This is a genomic window from Alteromonas sp. 5NW40-0090, from assembly GCF_057552975.1.
The window spans coordinates 120,305-140,373 of sequence record NZ_BAAJLT010000003.1 but is presented as its reverse complement, the minus strand read 5'-3'; the positions used below and the strand labels follow the sequence as shown (position 1 = coordinate 140,373).

The window sequence follows — 20,069 nt, the reverse complement described above, 5'->3', positions numbered from 1 at the left end:
CTATACTTTTCTTTACTGGGCACAGTCTTTGCTTAAAAGATTATGCCTAATGTTAGTTTGCAAAATTTTAGCTACTATCGATGGCACTGCTTGTTGAGGGTATATCTAGCAAACCTAACACTTTTTATCTTATCGATTTAGAGACTCTTCCAATGGACAATCAAGTAGAATCTAACAAAGCTTTAAAATCACATCCCGTTGATTCTAGCGCCAGTGACGGCCTTGTAGTGCGAAACAAAAGTGGTTTTTCAACGCTTTATCGACTAATCGACTTATCGTTAGTTACGCTTTTATATTATTCATGTGCAGCATATTTCGAATCTACTATTGACCCAACTAGTCTGATCCTTTTATTCGTCAACGTTATCTGTTTTCAGATATCCGCAGAAGGCGTAGAACTCTATCGCTCTTGGCGTGGGCATCGTACACCTGAAATGCTTAGAGCTGCTGCGATTACGTGGGCTCTTAGTATTCTAGGTACGTTAACGATAGGGTACTTCTTTGTTCAGAACATTAATACACCTCCCCTCATCGTCTTGGCTTGGTTTGCGACGTCATTTGTAGGCTTAATAGCTTGGCGGTTTGTAATGCGTAAATTTCTCTTCCATATCAGAAAAAGTGGAATGAACTCTCGGCGTTCAATTGTTATAGGTGCAACGCAGCTTGGTGCAAACGTAGCCCTTCAGATACAGCAGAATGAACACCTTGGGATTCGCTTTAACGGTTTATTTGATGATAGAGATACTAGTCGCCTTCCCCATGAAATGCAGAACAATGTTTTAGGAAATATTGAGCAAGCCATAGAAATGGCTAAACGAAATGAAGTTGATTACATATATATTGCACTGCCTATGAGCGCAGAAAACAGAATACGCTCAATTTTAGAGCAATGCAGCGATACAACTGCAAACGTTTATGTGGTACCAAACTTCTTTATGTATAATCTTTTGAATGCCCGCTGGCAAACGGTTGGCAACGTACAGGCGCTTAGTGTTTATGACACACCATTCCAAGGTGCTAGTGATATATTAAAACGTTTTGAAGATATTGTTTTAAGCTTGCTCATACTAATGCTGATATCTATACCCATGATTTGCATCGCTGCTGCAGTAAAGCTGACTTCGAAAGGCCCCGTAATTTTCAAACAAAAGCGTTACGGATTAGATGGTAAACAAATCACGGTTTACAAATTCCGTTCTATGACTACCCAAGATAATGGTGCAGTTGTAAAACAAGCAACCAAGAATGATGCGCGTTTAACTAAGATTGGTGGTTTCTTAAGAAGAACATCTTTAGATGAACTTCCACAGTTTATTAATGTTCTGCAAGGCCGTATGTCTATCGTTGGTCCTAGACCACACGCGGTTGCTCACAACGAGCAATATAGAAAGATAATCACAGGTTACATGTTACGCCATAAAGTGAAGCCTGGAATAACTGGTTGGGCCCAGGTTAATGGTTTACGTGGCGAAACCGAGACAGTTAACAAAATGGTTCAGCGTGTAGAATACGACCTAGATTATATTCACAGATGGTCGGTATGGTTTGATATCAAAATCGTATTCATGACGGTGTTTAACGGTTTCATTAATAAGAATGCCTACTAATAACGTTCAGTAAAGTTCAACAAAAGCGGCTGACTGCCGCTTTTTTTATGCCCGTAAATAAAATGATGCTCCACTCAGTGAAACTACGCAATTGTGATTTAACGTAGTAGCAATTTCACTATCGATGACGACATTCAGTTATGTATCGACCTTTATTTAATACAATTGAAGCCACAGTAACAGTTTGTCCATCCGAGATAAGAAAATCTCTTAACGGCTCTGGCGTCGCTTGTTGGAAAACCCGCTATAGGTAAGGTTAATTGTTGGATTATCGGTATGGATTGCTGCTATTTACTTTATTGCTATGGTTTTACATCTGGGGCTTATTCGAATCTTCCTTCATACAAGATCCTATATAGAATTTTTGCTATACTGCGCCGCTCCATTTCTTAACCTAAAAAGACACAACATTGCGCTTATTTATTTCCCTAATTCGTAACGCACTTGGCGGTGTTATCGCCTTACTTGATTTAATAACTCGTGGCACAAAACTTAAGCGATTACCACAAGAGCAACAGCAAGTCGAAAACGCCACACAAGAATTAACACTTTATCAATTTTTTGCATGCCCTTTTTGTATTAAAACACGCCGTGCTATGTATAAAATGAATTTGCCTATTCGCAAACTCAGCGTATCAAACGGGTCTCAGTATCGTGATGAATTGGCACAAGGCGGCGGAAAAGTACAAGCCCCTTGCCTACGCATTCAAACTGCTGAAAAGGATATATGGTTGTACGAGTCTTCAGAAATTATTAAGTATTTGCAGCAACGCTTTCAGTAAGTTATTTATATTAGTCGCTTAGAGGCGTACACAGTCAGCGACAAGGTAAGTACCATAAATAGAGTGATTTATCTAAACCCCAGAAACGAAAAAAGGCGAGCATCCTGCTCGCCTTTCTCCGAAAGAACTTAAACTTAATTAGTTAATAATTAAGCTAATGCGCCTTTAGCCGCTTCGACTAGTGCGCTGAAAGCTGCTTTGTCATGTACTGCGATGTCGGCAAGGATCTTACGATCGATTTCAACAGACGCTTTCTTCAAACCGTTAATGAAACGGCTGTATGACATACCATTTTGACGAGCAGCAGCGTTGATACGTGCAATCCATAGTTGACGGAATTGACGCTTGCGCTGACGACGGTCACGGTAAGCATATTGACCAGCTTTAGTTACAGCTTGTACCGCTACGCGATATACACGTGAACGTGCGCCGTAATAACCTTTTGCCTGCTTGAGGACTTTTTTGTGACGAGCACGTGCGATAGTGCCGCGTTTTACTCTAGCCATTAATCAGTCTCCTAAGTCTTATACGTAAGGCAACATGCGCTGAACCAATTTGGTATCAGAGTCATGAACCAGTTTTTTGCCACGAAGGTGACGTTTACGCTTAGAGCTCTTCTTAGTCAAAATGTGACGTAAGTGAGACTGTTTGCTTTTAAAGCGGCCAGAACCCGTTTTCTTGAAACGTTTGGCGGCACCGCTTACAGTTTTCATTTTAGGCATTGCTAAAACTCCGCATTGTTTAATATCGGTATTTTTCGTGTTGCAGTCACTTCATACCGGTTAATGTTTAGCAGCAAGGTGTTTAAGGGTGCAGATTCCTTAAAACTTTAGACCGTTACTACTTCTTATTTGGGGCTAGCACCATGATCATCTGACGGCCTTCCACACGACGTGGGAAAGACTCGCATGTAGCGATATCTTCTAAATCGGTTTTAACGCGATTTAGTAGATCGATACCGATGTCTTGGTGCGCCATTTCACGACCGCGGAAGCGGATCGTAACTTTGGCTTTATCACCACCTTCAAGAAAGCGACGCAGGTTGCGCAGTTTTACCTGGTAATCGCCTTCATCAGTGCCAGGGCGAAATTTAATCTCCTTGACCTGAATTTGCTTCTGTTTTTTCTTCTGCTCTTTCTGAGCTTTACTTTTTTCGAAGAGGAATTTGCCATAGTCCATAACTTTACAGACTGGCGGCTCGGCATTTGGACTGATTTCTACTAGATCTAGGCTCGCTTCTTCAGCGGCACGCGTAGCATCTGCTAGCGAAACCACACCAACCTGTTCACCGTCTTTGCCAATTAATCTTACTTCTCTGGCTTTAATCTCATCGTTAATGCGGGCTTTGTCGCCCTGAGCCTTGTTGTTAGCGCCTTTAATGTGCTATTCCTCCAAACATTTAATTCTTTTGTCTGCTTCTGGGGTGGTCGATTGACCTAAAGTAAAACCAAAAGCAGACACCTTACTTGTGCATTATACACAAATTGCTCAACTATTTAATTGTCTTTTCTACAACTTCTTGTTGAGCCATGGCAATAAAGTCTTCCAGGCTCATTTTGCCTAGGTCGTCGCCGCGACGAGAGCGCACTGCTACTTCGCCCGCTTCCATTTCTTTATCGCCCACAACGAGCATATATGGAATACGCTTTAATGTGTGCTCGCGGATTTTAAAGCCGATCTTCTCATTTCGCAAGTCAGACTTTGCTCTAAACCCTAAATCTTGCAGTTTTTTTACACAATTTGATGCGTAATCAGCTTGTTTGTCAGTAATGTTCATTACTACAACCTGCTGAGGTGCTAACCAAAGTGGGAAGAAACCTGCAAATTCTTCGGTTAAGATACCAATGAAGCGTTCTAGTGACCCCAAAATAGCGCGGTGAATCATAACCGGCACTTTGCGTTCGCCATCTTCTGCTACATAAGTAGAACCTAAGCGACCTGGCATTGAGAAATCCAACTGTACGGTTCCGCACTGCCATGCACGGTCTAAGCAATCGTGCAGCGTAAACTCAATTTTTGGTCCGTAGAACGCACCTTCTCCAGGCTGATAATCGAACTCAATATCGTTGGCTTTAAGTGCATCTGCAAGCGCAGCTTCTGATTTGTCCCAAATCTCGTCAGCACCTACGCGCTTTTCTGGGCGAGTAGACAGCTTAACTTTGATATTTTCGAAACCAAACGCAGCGTATGTCTCGTACACCATCTTAATACAGCCACTCACCTCTTCTAGGATCTGTTCTTCAGTACAGAAAATGTGAGCATCGTCTTGTGTAAAGCCACGAACACGCATTAAGCCGTGTAGTGCGCCCGATGGTTCGTTACGGTGACAGCAGCCAAACTCAGCCATACGAAGAGGCAGGTCGCGGTACGATTTCAAACCTTGGTTGAAAATTTGTACATGGCCTGGGCAGTTCATTGGCTTAACGGCATATTCACGCTTTTCAGATTCAGTAGTGAACATGTTTTCAGCGTACTTGTCCCAGTGACCTGACTTTTCCCAAAGCGAGCGGTCCATCATTAATGGGCCTTTTACTTCGTCGTAACCGTATTCGCGTAGTTTCTTACGAACGTAGCTTTCAAGTTCGGTATAAATTGACCAACCATCGTTGTGCCAAAACACCATGCCCGGCGCTTCTTCTTGCCAATGGAAAAGGTTTAGGGCTTTACCAATTTTACGGTGGTCACGCTTTTCAGCTTCTTCTAAGCGCTGTAAGTAAGACTTAAGCTGCTTTTTGTCTGCCCATGCAGTGCCGTAAATACGCTGAAGCATTTTGTTGTCGCTGTCGCCACGCCAGTAAGCACCTGCCACTTTCATTAGTTTGAAGTGATGACAGAACTTCATGTTTGGCACGTGAGGTCCACGACACATATCTGTGTATTCTTCATGGTGATAAAGTGCCGGGCGGTCATCCTTGCTGATGTTCTCATCAAGAATTTCCATTTTGTAGCTTTCACCGCGCGCTTCAAATGCGTCGCGTGCTTCTTGCCAGCTCACTTTATTCTTAACGACGTTGTAATTGGTTTTAGCCAGTTCAAGCATACGCTTTTCTAGTTTGGCTAAATCTTCCTGGGTTAGGCTTTCTTCCATATCAACGTCGTAATAGAAACCGTTGTCGATAACCGGGCCGATAGCCATTTTGGTGTTAGGCCAAAGTTGTTTGATAGCGTGGCCTAACAAGTGCGCGCAACTGTGACGAAGAATTTCTAAACCTTCATCGTCTTTTGCAGTGATTATTTGAAGTTGTGCGTCCGCGTCAATCATATCAACGGCGTCAACTAACTCACCGTTTACTTTTCCTGCAATGGTTGCTTTGGCTAAACCAGGGCCAATGTCGTTTGCAACATCTAGTACAGAAACAGCGTTATCGAAAGCGCGTTGGCTTCCATCAGGAAGGGTAATTACAGGCATTTTAATTCCTTTACAGTGGTGACGCCTACTCTGCGCCACATGCATATTTTTTGAAAAAAGTAATCGTGCTTCGTAGCAATTGATACTTGCTCGACTAACAGCACTCGAAACTTGCTTTACTAAAACACACGTTTACAACGAACAACTACTCATTATGCGCGTGATAAATAGACCTGCACTAAAGTAGGTCGTGACAAAGCAAGTGGTGGATTATAACCAGTGTATGGTCAACTTCAATATTGAAAAGCCTGAATTAGCGAATAAGTGAAACTTTGTTTTTCAATTGGCGAGATTTTGAAACAGGAATTTATGCATTTCACCCATTTTATCCCATACTTTAGTTTAGGCTAGTATGGGTGATTGAGCGATTACTATCACCACCAAACCGCCTTGGGCTGAAGCATTAAACCAAGCAGAGCGTGCAATATGTGGCATTTTATCAGCGAGCAGATTTCAGATGAGACCCAGCAATTTTTCAGCTGCCAGAAAGCCGATCGCGTCAGTGGAGGAGATACACACGACAGCTACATAATAAAAGATTCCACTCATCGCTACTTCGTTAAAACCCGAAAGTATGACGACACCCAGCAATTATCTCATGAAGCCGAGGGTATTAATGCCATAGCTAACACCCAAACCATATTAACACCGCGGGTCATCTGTCACGGCATTACTGCTAACGAAACGCCGAACATGGAATATTTGGTACTGTCTCACATTCGATTTATTGAGCCTGTGGTAAGTGACTATTTCACTTTAGGGCAGCAGCTTGCTGCGCTGCACGCAGTTAACGCCTACACCAGTTATGGCTGGCCGCATGACAATTACATAGGTGCCAGCGTGCAAACCAATGGTCGCATGGCGTCATGGGCTGATTTCTTTGCCGAAAAACGCATAGGCAGCATGCTAGAACGGTTAGCTTCAAATGGGCTATGGCCCAAAGAAAACGGCGATATAGATGGTATCGTTACGAAAGTGAGGCATCTTCTAAGTTTGCATCAGCCCCACCCTTCGCTATTGCACGGTGACTTATGGGCCGGCAATGCTGGCTTTAATAAAAAAGGGCCGGTGTTATTTGACCCTGCCGTGTATGTTGGTGACGCCGAAACCGACCTTGCCATGGCTGAATTGTTTGGCGGCTTTCCGCAAACCTTCTTTGAAGGCTACAACCAACACACGCCGATTGAAAAAAATTACCAATTAAGAAAACCAATTTACCAGCTTTACCATATTTTAAATCACGGGTTATTATTCGGCGCGCATTACATTGCGCAAGCCAGACAAGTAGTAGACGACATTTACAGCCCCTAATTTCTGAGTAGTGCCGCGCATAGGCCGCATAGGCAATGTATAGCGCTTTATACAAAGCGACATATGAACAAGCCTGTACTTTGTTGTCTGTTAACCAGTTTAAGTGTGAGTTACCGTAGAAAGCCTGCATTAGATAGCGCTTAACATGTGTAAGAACAGCATATAAACATATGAAGATTTAAAATAGAGAGTAGCTTTTATTATGACAAACTCAGGCCCTGTTGCGCTAATCACAGGGGCAGCAAAACGCATAGGCGCCGCCATGGCGTGTAAGCTTCATAGCGAAGGCTATCGCATTATCATTCATTATGGGCACTCTAAAGACGATGCTTTTGCACTAGCCGAAAAGCTAAATCGTCAGCGCGCAGATTCCGCTACCTGCCTGCAAGCAAACCTGTGTAACTCAGATGAAGTAACCTTGCTTGGTCAACAGGCTCTTCGCGTTTGGGGCCAGATTAATGTTTTAGTTAACAACGCGTCTAGTTTTTACCCTACGCCAGTGGGTGAAATTTCGGAAGACGATTGGAGCTCTTTAATAGGTAGCAACGTAAAAGGCCCGCTGTTTTTATCCCAAGCACTGGTGCCAGCGTTACAGGAAAGCAAGGGCTGCATTATTAATATGGTCGATATGCACATTGACCGCCCACTTCCCAAGCATAGCGTTTATTTAATTGCTAAATCGGGCCTTGCCTCGCTCACTCAATCTTTAGCGATAGACTTAGCGCCACATGTGCGCGTGAATGGTATAGCGCCAGGGGCAATACTGTGGCCAGAACGTGAAATGGATAGTGAAGAAAAAGACAAACTGTTGTCGAGTATTCCACTTGGCGAACTCGGTACACCTGAAGATATTGCCAATACCCTTTCATTTTTGACATCGGCTTCGTACATTACTGGGCAAATTATTTACGTTGATGGTGGGCGCGGCCTTTATACCGGAGCATCAGCGTGAAAGCTTATCGGGTAAACGCCCTTCATCTTAATGGGTTAAAACGTAATGCTCGCAAAATAAAAGGCATGGCCCGGGTTGGCATTATTAGTGTAGTGCTGTTGACCTTACTTGGCTGTTTTGGAGGCGGTACCGTTAAACAAAGCATTGAAGATTATGCAGCTCGGCTTTCTCGTGTGCTCGATGTTTCCTTACCCGACTCTTTCAATGAAAAAATCACTATACCGCTTCCCAAGCTTGCTGACTCGGCCACGCTTAAACACACTATTGAAGGGGTAAGCATTAATCTGCGAGAATTTTATGCTCTGCAAGATTGTGAGTTAGGTACTGTTGTGGCCGAGCGCAATACGTCGTTGGGCAAAAGCCAGCTGCCATCGCAAAGATTGGCATATGAAAGCAAGCTGCTTACGGCGCTAAAAAATTGTGAAGCAGCGCTTGCAAAAGATGGCAGCACCGACCAAAACAATGCGGCACTGGCCGCGACCATCGCGTCGTGGCGTAAGCAAAAGTCACAAGATTACAGCAAGACGTGGGCAAACCTTATCCAAGGAAGTCAGGAATTGCGCTTAGCACTTAATACCCCTGAACGCTTAATGTCGGTTGAAAATAACAAAGATGCCCTGTCGAGTGTTAATGCCCTGTATTACCTTGATAGCCTAAACAACAAAAACGAACGCCCTATAGACAGCAGCGAGTTAGAGCAGCAGCTTCAAATTATACGCTCAGCCCGATTACCGGCTACTGTTTGGCACACTCAACAAACCTTAACGCAAAACCTCTCGCTGCTTACAAGTATGCTTGCTAGTGAGCTTGATGCCGTAAATTGCCCAGAGGGACGTGCCAGCGACAAAGCTAAAATATTACGCAATGTGTTTTATTTGTTTTTTATTGAGCAAATACAGCCCGTAGGTAGTTTGGTGAATCAATACCACTATAAGCTAGCACCATTATGGGAAGACTGGCTTGCACAACCGTTGCTGCATAAAGAATTTAAACGCTATATCAAGCAACAAACACAAGACGGTTTTACCGAATACAGCAACGCCATGAAAGCGCATGTAAACCTATGGCAAAACTTTCTTGGTAGGTGCAACTTATCACCTGTAGCACCCGTTTAATTAAGCTAGAGCTTGCACTAAAGAATATTTTCACCAGCCTCTGGATCTCTCGACCTGCGGGCTTGCTCTCTAATTTCATGCGCTTCTGACGATACGTCATCTTGTGTTGACATGCGCTCTTCAGGGCTTTCGTCGTAAGCTGTGTTTTTAGGGTTACTACCGTGTTTTCGTTCGGCGCTTTGCGCTAACGCATCTTTTGGGTTAACCGAATAATCACCGGCGGCGCCATGGCCTAACGGGTTCTTAACCTTATTATTGCTTTCTATGCTGGGACTTTCGCTGCCTTTGGCCTGAGAACGTTCATGGTTTGCGGTGTCGACGTTGTCCTCATTAGCTGTTTCTCGGCCACCAGAGAACCCTGTAGACACGCTTCCCTTATCTTCTAGGCTTTCTTCTTTTCTTCTTTGCGAACCTGTCGCTTCATTTTGTTCAACACGAAGGTTCAGGCCCTCTGGGAATATAAGCTCTCTCGCGTCATCAGGCATACTAATGTTAGCGTCTAAGAATGCTTGGGTGACTTTACGCATTAGCACTGACGCCATTTTCAACACGCTGGTTTTCTCTACATCTACCCAAAAATAAACCTTAATGTTGTAAGTGGACGAGCCTAATTCATCTATCAGAATTTGCGGTTCAGGATCTTTTAAAACGTTGTCTTGGCTTGCTGTGATCTTTTGCGCCATTCGTTGTGCCTGCTGAATATCAGAATCATACCCTACGCCTATAATAAACTGTCCTCGCATAAGCGGGTTGGCCGTTAGGTTTTTAATTACCCCTTTGTAGATTGTGGCATTGGGTATTTGAATATGATTACCATCGAAGTCAACCAGTGTAGTGGCCCGTGCCGTGACTTTTTGAATAATTCCCGTGAAATCGTTAATTTGAACGATGTCACCAATTCTAAAGGGGCGTTGAATAGTAAGCAGTAAGCTTGATATAAAGTTTTCTGCAATATCGCGAAAAGCAAAGCCAAGAATAAGCCCTACCACGCCAGTACCGCTCACCACAGCGATAGCAAACCCGGTTAGCCCGGCCAAAAACAAAAAGAGATAAATGCCGAGCAGAATTAATACCAAGCTAACGCTTCGCTGTATGACCGAACGCAGCAGCGCAGAGGTGGTTGTACGTGTTAACGGTTTAACTATAACTTTTGCAATATGTGGCGCTAATAGAATAAACGCCACCATAATAACCAAACCTAAAGCCAAGCCAGGTAAACGATAAATAAAGCTATCCCAAAGCTGAGAGAGTAACGACTGAGCACTAGATAAACTACTTATTGCGCCACCTTCTTCGCTTTGTTGAAGCAAAGTTTGTATAAAGCATTCGCTTAAAGGTGTATCGGTTTGCGTAAAAGAAAGCCCTACTCGCTTGTTTAGAATACCGGGTAATAATATTTGCTGAGCACTGAACATCACCTCACTCCTTGGCGTTCATGTGTATTGATTTTTACTACAAATATCTACGACGCAATAACCAAATAAGATCCCAACCCAATGGTAAACAAAAAGCTTCCCCATAGGGCATGTTCGACAACTACAACCGGCGTAGAGTTGGTTTGCATATACCGGTAACCAAAAATGGCCCCGCCAATCCAAGAGACCACAACTGCTACCCAATTACCGTACACCAAGTGTGCTAGACCGAATAAAAAAGTGCTTAACGCCCATCTCGCGTATTTAGAAGGCAAGATTTGCTTGTAGCGATGAAAGAAATAGGTGCGAAAAATAATCTCTTGGGGGATCACCGAAACAATGGGGTAAATCAGCAAGGTCGCCACCCACATCCACGGCTGATTCATAGGCCAGTGAAGAAACAGTTCGGGTTTTAAAAAGTAAACCACCAGCGCCAGTAAACTTGCCCATGGCAAAAATAACTTAAGCGTACTTTTAAAATGTATTCGATAGTCTTCCCAATGCCACAATTTAAACCGTTTAAATTGTTTATCTGCTAACAAGACAGCTAAACAGCAAAGCCCCATCACCCCTAAGATGGGCATGAGATAATCTGCAAAATGCTTAATCCAGTAGAGAACAGCAAAAGGAACTGCTACAAATAGCAAGATCAATTCAGACCAAAGCTTTGCCACAACTCACCTCTTTCTCTAAGTTACGTCGCCCCTGCTTTATGACCTGCAAAAAGATTTACGCTTTCGAGACCCAAGTAAGGCCAACAACATAATTACCAACCGATGACACTTTTATGAACTTTTACGGTTAGTCTGTATGAAAGTGTAGTGCCAATTTGCAGGGTTTGAATTATTAATTAGGTGATACTTTAGCCCTATAAAACACGCTATTTGCGTAAGCTATTATAAGATTTAAACTTTTTATTTTCGAAGGCACTCAATAGTGCTTACTGTGCGCAGATTTAAGAAATAGATACGCTTAATGCAACGTGGCTTTACCTTTCACTTTGTCCGTATTTGAAGGAGGGAGACGGAAGATTTCACGTTGTGTTTGTATATCGCACAAAAGTCGTGAAATAATTGCGCAAGATGTATAAGGCGATACCAATGACAAAAAGTAGCCCTAGCGACGTTTTACAACAAATCGAAAAACACTATGCCTCGTTATCTCCTTCGGGCAAATCCATCGCGCATTACATACAGCAAAACCCCATTGCCGTGTTAAGTCAATCCACATCATTCATTGCTGAAAAAACAGGGACGTCAAAAGCGACCGTAAGTCGGTTCTTTCGTCAGCTTGGCTTTGATTCTCACCAACAAGCCAAAGAAGCTCTTGTGCAGTTACGTGAGCAAGGCGTACCTGTAATAAGCCCGTCAAGCGGCGTTTTACAACACGAAAGTGATAGTAAAAACCTGGCCAACACATTCGATGGCACATCGTCTGAAGCATTAAGTGATATAGCTAAATTGCTTGCCTCGGCGGGTCAAGTTACTTTGATTGGGTTTCGCAACGCTTATCCCATAGCCCTTCATTTTAGGCAGCAGCTTAAACAGATTAGAGCATCGGTTCGCGTACTCCCCCAGCCAGGTCAAACGCTCAGCGAAGATATTATCGACTTAACCGAAAATGACCTGGTGGTACTTTTTGGCTTTCGCCGTAGAACCCGCCAATTCAAGTTTGTTTTAAATAGTATCAAGCACTGTAAAACCGTACTTATTACCGACCCTACGGGCCAAGGTTACCGTAACGATGTCGACCACTTAGTTGTAACGCACATCGGCAGCGACTCGCCTTTTGATAGCTATGCTGCGCCTATGAGTCTAGTAGCATCACTGTGTAACCTGACCTATGAAGTATTGGGTAGCAAGGCTGCCGACCGTGTTGAGGCCATTACTGATGTCTACATTCAGATGGATGAACTAGAAAGCCCAAAACGTTAGCCCTTCCCATAGCACACTTTTTAAGCAATACTATGAGTAACTGATAGCAGATGATTGCTATTTTGCAAGCGAAAACGGAACTTTTTTACTCAAAGTCAGGTATAAGTCTAGATGACTTTAATTTTACTGCTTTGAGCGTGTTGTTGGAGTAGATATGGAAAAAACGCAAGTGGTTATGGAAGAGGCTAACGGTGTATTAGACTTTTGGTTTGGCGAATTATCGCCTGAACAATGGTTTACGGAAGATGCTGCACTAGATAAAACAATTACATCGCGATTTTCTTCGTTACACAAAGCAGCGACGCGTGGAGAACTCTGGCCTTGGCGTGCTACTGCATCAGGCAGACTAGCCGAAATTATCGTTCTCGATCAATTTTCACGAAACATCTATCGCAACCATCCTGACGCATTCAGTGCTGACAGTATCGCGCTAGTGCTTGCCCAAGAAGCGGTAAGCGTAGAGGCCGACAAAGTGCTAACACCGCAACAACTAGCCTTTCTTTACATGCCATTTATGCATAGTGAATCACTAGCTATTCACGATGTGGCAATGGAGCTGTTCTCACAAGAAGGATTAGAACGGGAATTTACGTTTGAAAAACGCCATCAACAGGTTATTGAAAGGTTTGGACGTTATCCACACCGAAATACAATCCTTGGGCGCGAGTCTACCTCTGCCGAAGTTGCTTTCCTAAAGAAGACACCTCAAGGTTTTTAACACTGCCTTGTCTTCACTGTTGAATCTGTTTTTATCATTCAGCCTTGACGCCAACTGCTGCCGCCCTTTTCGTTCAAGCGTACACTCTTTGGTTCACCATCTAGCAAACTTGGCAATTTGCTCCTTTAAATATTGCTTGACGTCATTGCACGGTTATTTTTTATCACTACAAAGTAACAATCGCTTCTCTTGACTTTTTAATGAAACAGTTGTTTCATGAAGTGAAGACGAATAAAGAATCAATAACTAATAAGTAACGCGCTGTGAGCTCTCCTTTTGTACTAAAGCCCTGTGATGCAAGGTTCACACAGGCAATTGAAAATATTAAAGTAAACTTTGATGCCATTTGTATCGGTGAAGGCAAGGCGTCTTCGTCAAATAGCATGGCAAGCCAAGAGGAAATCGAGGGTTCAACGGATGCGCGTAATGCCGCAAAGCCGCTTAGCGGGTTAAGCCTCGCGGTAAAAGATTTGTTTCATATTCAAGGTTTGCCAACCGCGGCGGGTAATCCTGATTGGTTAGCAACCCACCCGATACCAGAAAGTACAAATAGTTGCGTAGCACAAATACTGGGTGCAGGTGCCGCGTTCAAAGGTAAAACCATTACCGATGAACTGGCCTATAGCTTACATGGACAAAATAAGCATTACGGAGCGCTGGTAAACCCAGTGGCACCGGCCCATCTTCCGGGTGGCTCTTCGTCGGGCTCTGCGGTGGCGGTTAGCGCCCACCTTGCCGACATTGGCCTAGGCACCGATACGGGCGGGTCTATACGGGTACCGTCTAGCTACCAAGGGTTATGGGGACTTCGCACCACCCATGGGGCAGTCACGTGTGACAATATGGTAGCGCTTGCGCCTTCGTTTGATACCGTAGGTTGGATGACCCGTGATCTAGATACGCTAACTAAAGTTGCTAGCGTTTGCATAGATAGCGCTACGCAAAGCACAATATCAGAAGCACCAAAATTTGGTATAGCAGCACATTTGTTCGAACAAACAGCTCACAATTCGCTATGCAAAACCTGGCTTGCGGCGCTTGCCGAACACATCGACTGCGTTGAATTGTCAGAAGCACAGATAAATTTAAATACGTTAGAAACCGCCGCTACATTTCGCACCTTACAAGGCGGTGAAATTTGGCAGCAACATGGCGAATGGATTGAAGATACTCAACCCGATATCGCTGACGACATTATGTTGCGCTTGGATTGGTGTAAAACCATAACAACCCAAGATATACAACACGCTAAAGCGCAACAAACCGTGGTAATAAATCATTTAAATGCGCTATTTGAAAAAATAGATGTATTGGTTATTCCCACAACACCCGGTGTTGCACCTCGTTGCGATGCTGATGAAACGACTCTGGCAAATGATAGAAACGCTCTGCTTGCACTTACTGCCATAGCAGGGCTTGCGGGTTTACCCCAGCTTCATTTGCCGTTGTTTACCCTACACAACGCCCCGTGCGGATTATCGCTTGTGGGCAAAAAAGGCAACGATCTTGCACTTCTCGCGTTGGCAAAAAAGCTAACCACTCGCTAAACGTGCACAGTGTGCTGGCCTTATTTGAGTCACAGTTAAATCGCACTTAAATAGGGCATAAAGCGCATTATCGCATTCAAGTTGAAAGTAGAAAGCGGAAGTAAGACCTTAGCTTGCGTCAATTTACCTAGCTCTTGACTAGCTAAGGCTCAAGCTGACGGCGTGGTTGCTGAGATTTAGAAGGAAATAAATATGAGTGAAAAACCAAACATCGCGTTCACTGCCCCTCACTTTGCTGCATCGCAAGTGGGTTTAAACATACTAGAAAAAGGCGGTACTGCGATTGAAGCTATGGTGGCGGCAGCTGCCTCTATTGCTGTTGAATACCCGCACATGAACGGTATGGGTGGCGATGGGTTTTGGCTAATTAGTGAGCCGGGCAAAAAGCCCATTGGTATTGATGCATCTGGCGTAGCGGCAAAAGGTGCAACGCCATCTTTTTACGAAGGATGCGATGCCATCCCTAGCCGAGGTGGCAAGTCTGCGTTAACTATGGCCGGCGCCGTTGCTGGCTGGAAAGCTGCCCTTGAAATAAGCCATGAATGGCAAAATGGTATGCCGTTGAGCACATTGTTCGATACGGCGATAAGCCAAGCCAATTGGGGAATTGAAGTTACTCAAAGCTTAGTGGATGCCAGCAATAAAACCTTTGATGAATTAAGCTTGGATGAAAATTTTGCCCAGTTTTTGATTAAAGGTAAGGCCCTTAAAAAAGGCAAAATATTAAAGCTTACAAAGCTTTCAGAAACTTTAAAACACTTAGCAGAAAAAGGGCTGGATGATTTTTATCACGGTGAGTTAGCAGCAAAACTTTCTGAAGATTTAGAAGCAGCAGGCTCCCCCATTCGCCTTGAAGATTTCAACAACTATAAAGCAACAATTGTAGAGCCATTGTCAGTTTCTACCAGCAAGGGCAAGCTCTATAACCTGCCGGCCCCTACCCAAGGTGTCGCGTCGCTGATTATTTTGGCGCTGTATGACAGAGTTCAGCATTTAGGCAACACCGATGCCGACATGGTGCACTTACTTATTGAGTGTACGAAACAAGCCTTTATTGCCCGTAACGCAAACGTGACCGACCCTTCTCGCACGCCGGTGAGTTTACAAAGCCTGCTAAGCGATAACGTGCTTGACGAAATGGTGAAAAACATTTCGTTAGACAAAGCTCTGCCATGGCCTCATGAAGCCAAGCACGGCGATACCATTTGGATGGGCTGCTGCGATTCAGAAGGGCGCATGGTCAGCTACATACAATCGCTTTATTGGGAATTTGGTTCGGGAATAGTAAGCCCGCAAACGGGTATTGTTTGGAACAACCGAGGTACCTCGTTCTCGCTAGACCCGAAAAGTAATCAATATTTAGCGCCGGGGTTGAAACCATTCCACACATTAAACCCAGCGTTTGCAGAACTTATCGATGGTCGCCGCATGAGCTACGGAACCATGGGCGGTGAAGGTCAGCCCCAGACTCAGGCTGCGCTTTTCGCTCGACATATTTACCACGGACAGCCTATCGACAAAGCGATTTCTCTTGGCCGCTGGTTACTTGGTAGAACCTGGGGCGATCAAAGTCACAATTTAAAAGCAGAGCGAGACCTCGTTGAATATGTGGGCGAGAGCTTACTGGCAAGGGGCCACGATATGGTTACGGTAGACCCTTGCAACGAACTTATGGGTCACGCTGGGGCGATTATTCGCACCACAGAAGGCACCGTGAGCGGCGCAAGCGATCCTAGAAGTGATGGTAAAGCCTATTTAGGCCACCGCTAGTTTTTTACCGCAAAAGGTGACTTTGTAAACGCACAAATAAGGTGCGTTACCTAAGCTGCGTTTATTGGAATGGGTCTGCAAAGACGTATTTTAGTTAAACGCTTACAAAATCAAATAAACAACAATTGTTAAAGAGAAAGAAATCACATGCAGTTCTTAATGGATAACCTAACGGTTATATTATCGCTCGCAGGAACGGGCGTATTCGCTGGCATACTAGCAGGTATGCTTGGCGTAGGTGGCGGCATTGTTATAGTGCCGGTACTGTTTTTCTTGTTTCAAGCCCTTGGCGTATCGCCTGAAAGCGCCATGGTTATCGCCACGGCCACGTCATTGGCAACTATTGTCCCTACGTCTGTGAGCTCCATTCGCGCTCACCATAGTAAAGGAAATGTAGATTTTGCGCTGCTTAAAGCCTGGGCCGTGTTCATTTTAATTGGCGTGCTTGCAGGTAGCTATGCGGTAACCGTAGTTAATCCAACCTTCCTGACTTTACTATTTGGTGTTATCGCAACCTTGTCAGCGGTTAACATGCTTATTGGCAAAAAAGATGCGCTGTTTAAAGGGCTTCCTAGCCGTGCGGGTCAATCGGTTATGGCAACCTGTATAGGGCTGTTTAGCTCTATGGTGGGCATTGGCGGCGGCACGCTAACTGTACCTACCCTTACATTTTGTAACTACCCAGCACACAAAGCGGTAGGCACTGCTGCTGCGGTTGGCCTAATTATTTCGCTTCCAGCTGCACTTACTTTGCTATTTGTAGGTACTACACCTGCCGATGCCCCCTTTGCAACTTACGGCTACGTGAATTTACTAGGTTTTGCCTGCATTGTTCCGCTCACCGTGTTGTTTGCACCGGTCGGAGCAACCATTGCCAACAAGCTAGACGCAGGTTTACTCAAGAAAATCTTCGCTGTTGTTCTTATCATCACTGGCTTGCGCATGTTAGCGCAAGTGCTTATCTAGGAGCGCCCAAATGTCTAAAGAAGCGACTACAAGTACTTTCGCACCACTTTCTCCACCACCTCGCTTGCTAATGGGCCCGGGCCCAATTAACTGCTACCCACGTGTATTAAGTGCTATGTCTACCCAGTTAGTGGGCCAGTACGACCCGGTGATGACTGGCTATATGAATGAGGTAATGCAGCTGTACCGTGATGTTTTTAATACCAAGAACCAGCAAACTTTTCTGGTTGATGGCACATCACGAGCTGGCATTGAAGCCGTTTTGGTATCAGCTATAGAACCGGGCGACAAAGTGCTCGTACCTATATTTGGGCGTTTTGGTCACTTGCTTGCTGAAATCGCAGAGCGCGCCGACGCTGAAGTACACACCATAGAAGTTCCTTGGGGCGAAGTCTTTACCCCTGAACAAATTGAAGCCGCGGTAAAAGAAGTAAAACCTAAGCTGCTTGCCATTGTGCAAGGCGATACGTCTACCACCATGCTTCAACCGCTTGAGCATATTGGTGCTATTTGTGAAGCGCACGATGTTTTATTTTACTGTGACGCTACCGCGTCAATAGGCGGAAACCCGTTAGACGTAGACGCATGGAAGTTAGATGCGGTATCAGTTGGCCTGCAAAAGTGTTTAGGTGGCCCTTCGGGTAGCGCACCTATTACCCTGAGCGACAAATTTGTTAAAACCGTGCGAACTCGCCATCACGTTGAAGCCGGTATTCGCGATGCACATCACGAGGCCGCCCGCGGCCCTAAAATTCGCTCAAACTATTTCGACTTACCGATGATCATGGATTATTGGGGCGAAGAGCGGTTAAACCACCACACAGAAGCGGCCAGCATGCTTTATTGTGCTCGTGAATGCGCGCGCCTACATTTAGAAGAAGGCCAGCAAAACGTTATCGCACGTCATAAAGTGGCTGGCGACGCCATGCTAGCGGGTATTCAGGCTATGGGGCTAGAACCATTCGGTGACCTGAAACACAAAATGTACAACGTGGTAGGTGTTCATATTCCTGACGGTGTGCACGGCGAAGAAGTTCGCGAAACGCTACTGCTGCGCTTTAATATCGAAATCGGCACCAGCTTTGGGCCATTAAAAGGTAAGATTTGGCGCATTGGCACTATGGGCTACAACGCCAGAGAAGACGCTGTACTTCACACACTTCAATCGCTTGAAACCGTACTTCGCATGCAAGGCCTTGCGCTACCTGCGGGTAAAGGGGTAGATGCTGCGCTTAGCGTTTACGCCAAGGCCAAAGCGGCAGGAGCTGCGAATGAGTGAATTCGCAGCATTTGCTGAATTGGCAACGCAAGTTATGGCAAGGTGCGAAACATTAGGTACCTTAAGCCAGGACGCTTCTTGTCTAGACAGGCGGTATTTGACTGAGCAACACAAACTTGCCAATCAACTGACGTCTGGCTGGATGATTGAAGCGGGTATGACTACGTGGCAAGACGCCGTTGGTAATATCTGGGGTCGCTACACATCGAGCGTACCCAACGCGCCGCGACTAATTTTAGGCAGCCACCTCGATACGGTACCTAATGGCGGAAAGTACGACGGAATGCTTGGCGTGGTCGCGGCTATTTCTCTGGTGGCCATGTTCGATGGTACACAAACTAAGTTCCCTTTTCACATCGACATTGTCGGTTTTTGTGACGAGGAAGGCACGCGTTTCGGCACTACGCTTTTAGGAAGCCGCGCCTTAACGGGCAAGTGGCAAGAGCAATGGCGCCACTTAAAAGATGAAGATGGCGTTAGCCTAGAGCAAGCCATGGCAAACTTTGGGCTTAATTTCGATGCAGTAAACAGTGCAACTATTTCTCGCACTGACATTTTAGGCTACATAGAGCTTCATATTGAACAAGGCCCTGTTTTAGAGCAAGAAAACCTGCCTGTAGGGGTAGTAAGTGCCATTGCAGGCGCGAAACGCTTTAACTTTACGGTTGAAGGTATGGCGGGCCACGCCGGTACTGTGCCTATGTCTATGCGCCGCGACGCCCTTTGCGCTAGTGCAGAAATGCTACTTGCTGTAGAGAGAATTAGCTTACAGCGCCCGGGAGTGGTAGCTACCGTAGGGAAAATTGAGAACGCACCCAACGGCGTAAACGTCATTTCTGGGCGCACACGATTTTCCTTAGATATTCGAAGCGAAGATGACGATTTACGCGATTCCGTATTGGCAGAAATATTGCAAAAATTTGACGACATTGCGCAATCTAGACAAGTAGCCCTCACTCGTGAGCAAACGCACAGTGCGCCTGCAGTGCATTGCGATAGCCAGTTAAAAGACGCGCTAGTTCGTGGCGTTGAGGAAAGCGGTATTGCTCCTCGAATTCTTGCATCTGGTGCAGGACACGATGCCATGGCTATTGCAGATATTAGCCCTGTGGCCATGCTCTTCACTCGCTGTAAGGGCGGTATCAGCCATCACCCTGCAGAGTCTATAACCGGTGATGATGTGGCAGCCAGTTTGTCGGTGCTTTATAGAACGATCAGTGCGCTTAAGCACGCGTAATGTTCTTATCAGTAAAGTTTTAATTAA

At 45.1% G+C, this 20,069-nt stretch carries 18 protein-coding genes; 12 read left to right on the top strand and 6 right to left on the bottom strand.

Annotated elements, in window-relative coordinates:
* Positions 1-152: 152 nt before the first annotated feature.
* Entirely contained in the window at positions 153-1,607 is a 1,455-nt protein-coding gene (locus AC27KT_RS04665; protein ID WP_487127803.1) for an undecaprenyl-phosphate glucose phosphotransferase, read from the top strand.
* Between the two features lie 410 nt (positions 1,608-2,017).
* Positions 2,018-2,389, top strand: coding sequence for a glutathione S-transferase N-terminal domain-containing protein (locus AC27KT_RS04660; RefSeq protein ID WP_487127801.1), 372 nt, complete (start codon positions 2,018-2,020; stop codon positions 2,387-2,389).
* Positions 2,390-2,538: 149 nt separating this feature from the next.
* Here AC27KT_RS04660 and rplT read toward each other — a convergent pair whose 3' ends face one another.
* The 4 genes from rplT to thrS form a co-directional block, all read right to left on the bottom strand.
* Positions 2,539-2,895 carry a 50S ribosomal protein L20 gene (gene rplT, locus AC27KT_RS04655; protein WP_012518092.1) on the bottom strand — a complete coding sequence of 119 codons (357 nt, stop codon included), beginning with the start codon at positions 2,893-2,895 and terminating at the stop codon, positions 2,539-2,541.
* Between the two features lie 18 nt (positions 2,896-2,913).
* Positions 2,914-3,111: a 50S ribosomal protein L35 gene (rpmI, locus tag AC27KT_RS04650; protein WP_012518091.1), complete on the bottom strand. Its 198-nt coding sequence runs from the start codon at positions 3,109-3,111 to the stop codon at positions 2,914-2,916.
* Between the two features lie 118 nt (positions 3,112-3,229).
* Complete coding sequence (gene infC / locus AC27KT_RS04645) at positions 3,230-3,769, bottom strand: translation initiation factor IF-3 (RefSeq protein WP_171338159.1); 540 nt, start codon at positions 3,767-3,769, stop codon at positions 3,230-3,232.
* A 112-nt stretch (positions 3,770-3,881) separates the two neighbouring features.
* Complete coding sequence (gene thrS / locus AC27KT_RS04640; RefSeq protein WP_487127799.1) at positions 3,882-5,798, bottom strand: threonine--tRNA ligase; 1,917 nt, start codon at positions 5,796-5,798, stop codon at positions 3,882-3,884.
* A gap of 426 nt (positions 5,799-6,224) precedes the next feature.
* Between thrS and AC27KT_RS04635 the strand changes: the two genes are divergently transcribed.
* The 3 genes from AC27KT_RS04635 to AC27KT_RS04625 all read left to right on the top strand — a co-directional run bounded on the left by AC27KT_RS04635 (position 6,225) and on the right by AC27KT_RS04625 (position 9,176).
* A complete protein-coding gene (locus tag AC27KT_RS04635; RefSeq protein WP_487127797.1) occupies positions 6,225-7,109 on the top strand; it encodes a fructosamine kinase family protein in 885 nt (294 codons plus the stop codon).
* Positions 7,110-7,311: 202 nt separating this feature from the next.
* Positions 7,312-8,061: a pteridine reductase gene (locus AC27KT_RS04630; protein WP_487127795.1), complete on the top strand. Its 750-nt coding sequence runs from the start codon at positions 7,312-7,314 to the stop codon at positions 8,059-8,061.
* Positions 8,062-8,126: 65 nt separating this feature from the next.
* A complete protein-coding gene (locus AC27KT_RS04625) occupies positions 8,127-9,176 on the top strand; it encodes a DUF3080 family protein (RefSeq protein WP_487128148.1) in 1,050 nt (349 codons plus the stop codon).
* 17 nt (positions 9,177-9,193) lie between these two features.
* Here the strand turns inward: AC27KT_RS04625 and AC27KT_RS04620 are convergent, their stop codons facing one another.
* Both AC27KT_RS04620 and AC27KT_RS04615 read right to left on the bottom strand, forming a co-directional pair.
* Positions 9,194-10,591 carry a mechanosensitive ion channel family protein gene (locus AC27KT_RS04620; RefSeq protein ID WP_487127793.1) on the bottom strand — a complete coding sequence of 466 codons (1,398 nt, stop codon included), beginning with the start codon at positions 10,589-10,591 and terminating at the stop codon, positions 9,194-9,196.
* A gap of 47 nt (positions 10,592-10,638) precedes the next feature.
* Entirely contained in the window at positions 10,639-11,265 is a 627-nt protein-coding gene (locus AC27KT_RS04615) for a CPBP family intramembrane glutamic endopeptidase (protein ID WP_487127791.1), read from the bottom strand.
* A 426-nt stretch (positions 11,266-11,691) separates the two neighbouring features.
* Here AC27KT_RS04615 and AC27KT_RS04610 point away from each other — a divergent pair, with 426 nt between their 5' ends.
* From AC27KT_RS04610 to AC27KT_RS04580, 7 genes are all read left to right on the top strand, one after another.
* A complete protein-coding gene (locus AC27KT_RS04610; RefSeq protein WP_487127789.1) occupies positions 11,692-12,525 on the top strand; it encodes a MurR/RpiR family transcriptional regulator in 834 nt (277 codons plus the stop codon).
* Between the two features lie 154 nt (positions 12,526-12,679).
* Positions 12,680-13,243 carry a DUF924 family protein gene (locus AC27KT_RS04605; RefSeq protein WP_487127787.1) on the top strand — a complete coding sequence of 188 codons (564 nt, stop codon included), beginning with the start codon at positions 12,680-12,682 and terminating at the stop codon, positions 13,241-13,243.
* Between the two features lie 263 nt (positions 13,244-13,506).
* Complete coding sequence (locus tag AC27KT_RS04600) at positions 13,507-14,790, top strand: amidase (RefSeq protein WP_487127785.1); 1,284 nt, start codon at positions 13,507-13,509, stop codon at positions 14,788-14,790.
* A 192-nt stretch (positions 14,791-14,982) separates the two neighbouring features.
* A complete protein-coding gene (locus AC27KT_RS04595; protein WP_487127783.1) occupies positions 14,983-16,560 on the top strand; it encodes a gamma-glutamyltransferase family protein in 1,578 nt (525 codons plus the stop codon).
* 147 nt (positions 16,561-16,707) lie between these two features.
* Positions 16,708-17,526 carry a sulfite exporter TauE/SafE family protein gene (locus AC27KT_RS04590; RefSeq protein ID WP_487127781.1) on the top strand — a complete coding sequence of 273 codons (819 nt, stop codon included), beginning with the start codon at positions 16,708-16,710 and terminating at the stop codon, positions 17,524-17,526.
* Positions 17,527-17,536: 10 nt separating this feature from the next.
* Complete coding sequence (locus tag AC27KT_RS04585; protein WP_487127779.1) at positions 17,537-18,805, top strand: pyridoxal-phosphate-dependent aminotransferase family protein; 1,269 nt, start codon at positions 17,537-17,539, stop codon at positions 18,803-18,805.
* Complete coding sequence (locus tag AC27KT_RS04580) at positions 18,798-20,042, top strand: allantoate amidohydrolase (RefSeq protein ID WP_487127777.1); 1,245 nt, start codon at positions 18,798-18,800, stop codon at positions 20,040-20,042. The genes AC27KT_RS04585 and AC27KT_RS04580 overlap by 8 nt, the downstream gene beginning before the upstream one ends.
* Positions 20,043-20,069: the final 27 nt, after the last annotated feature.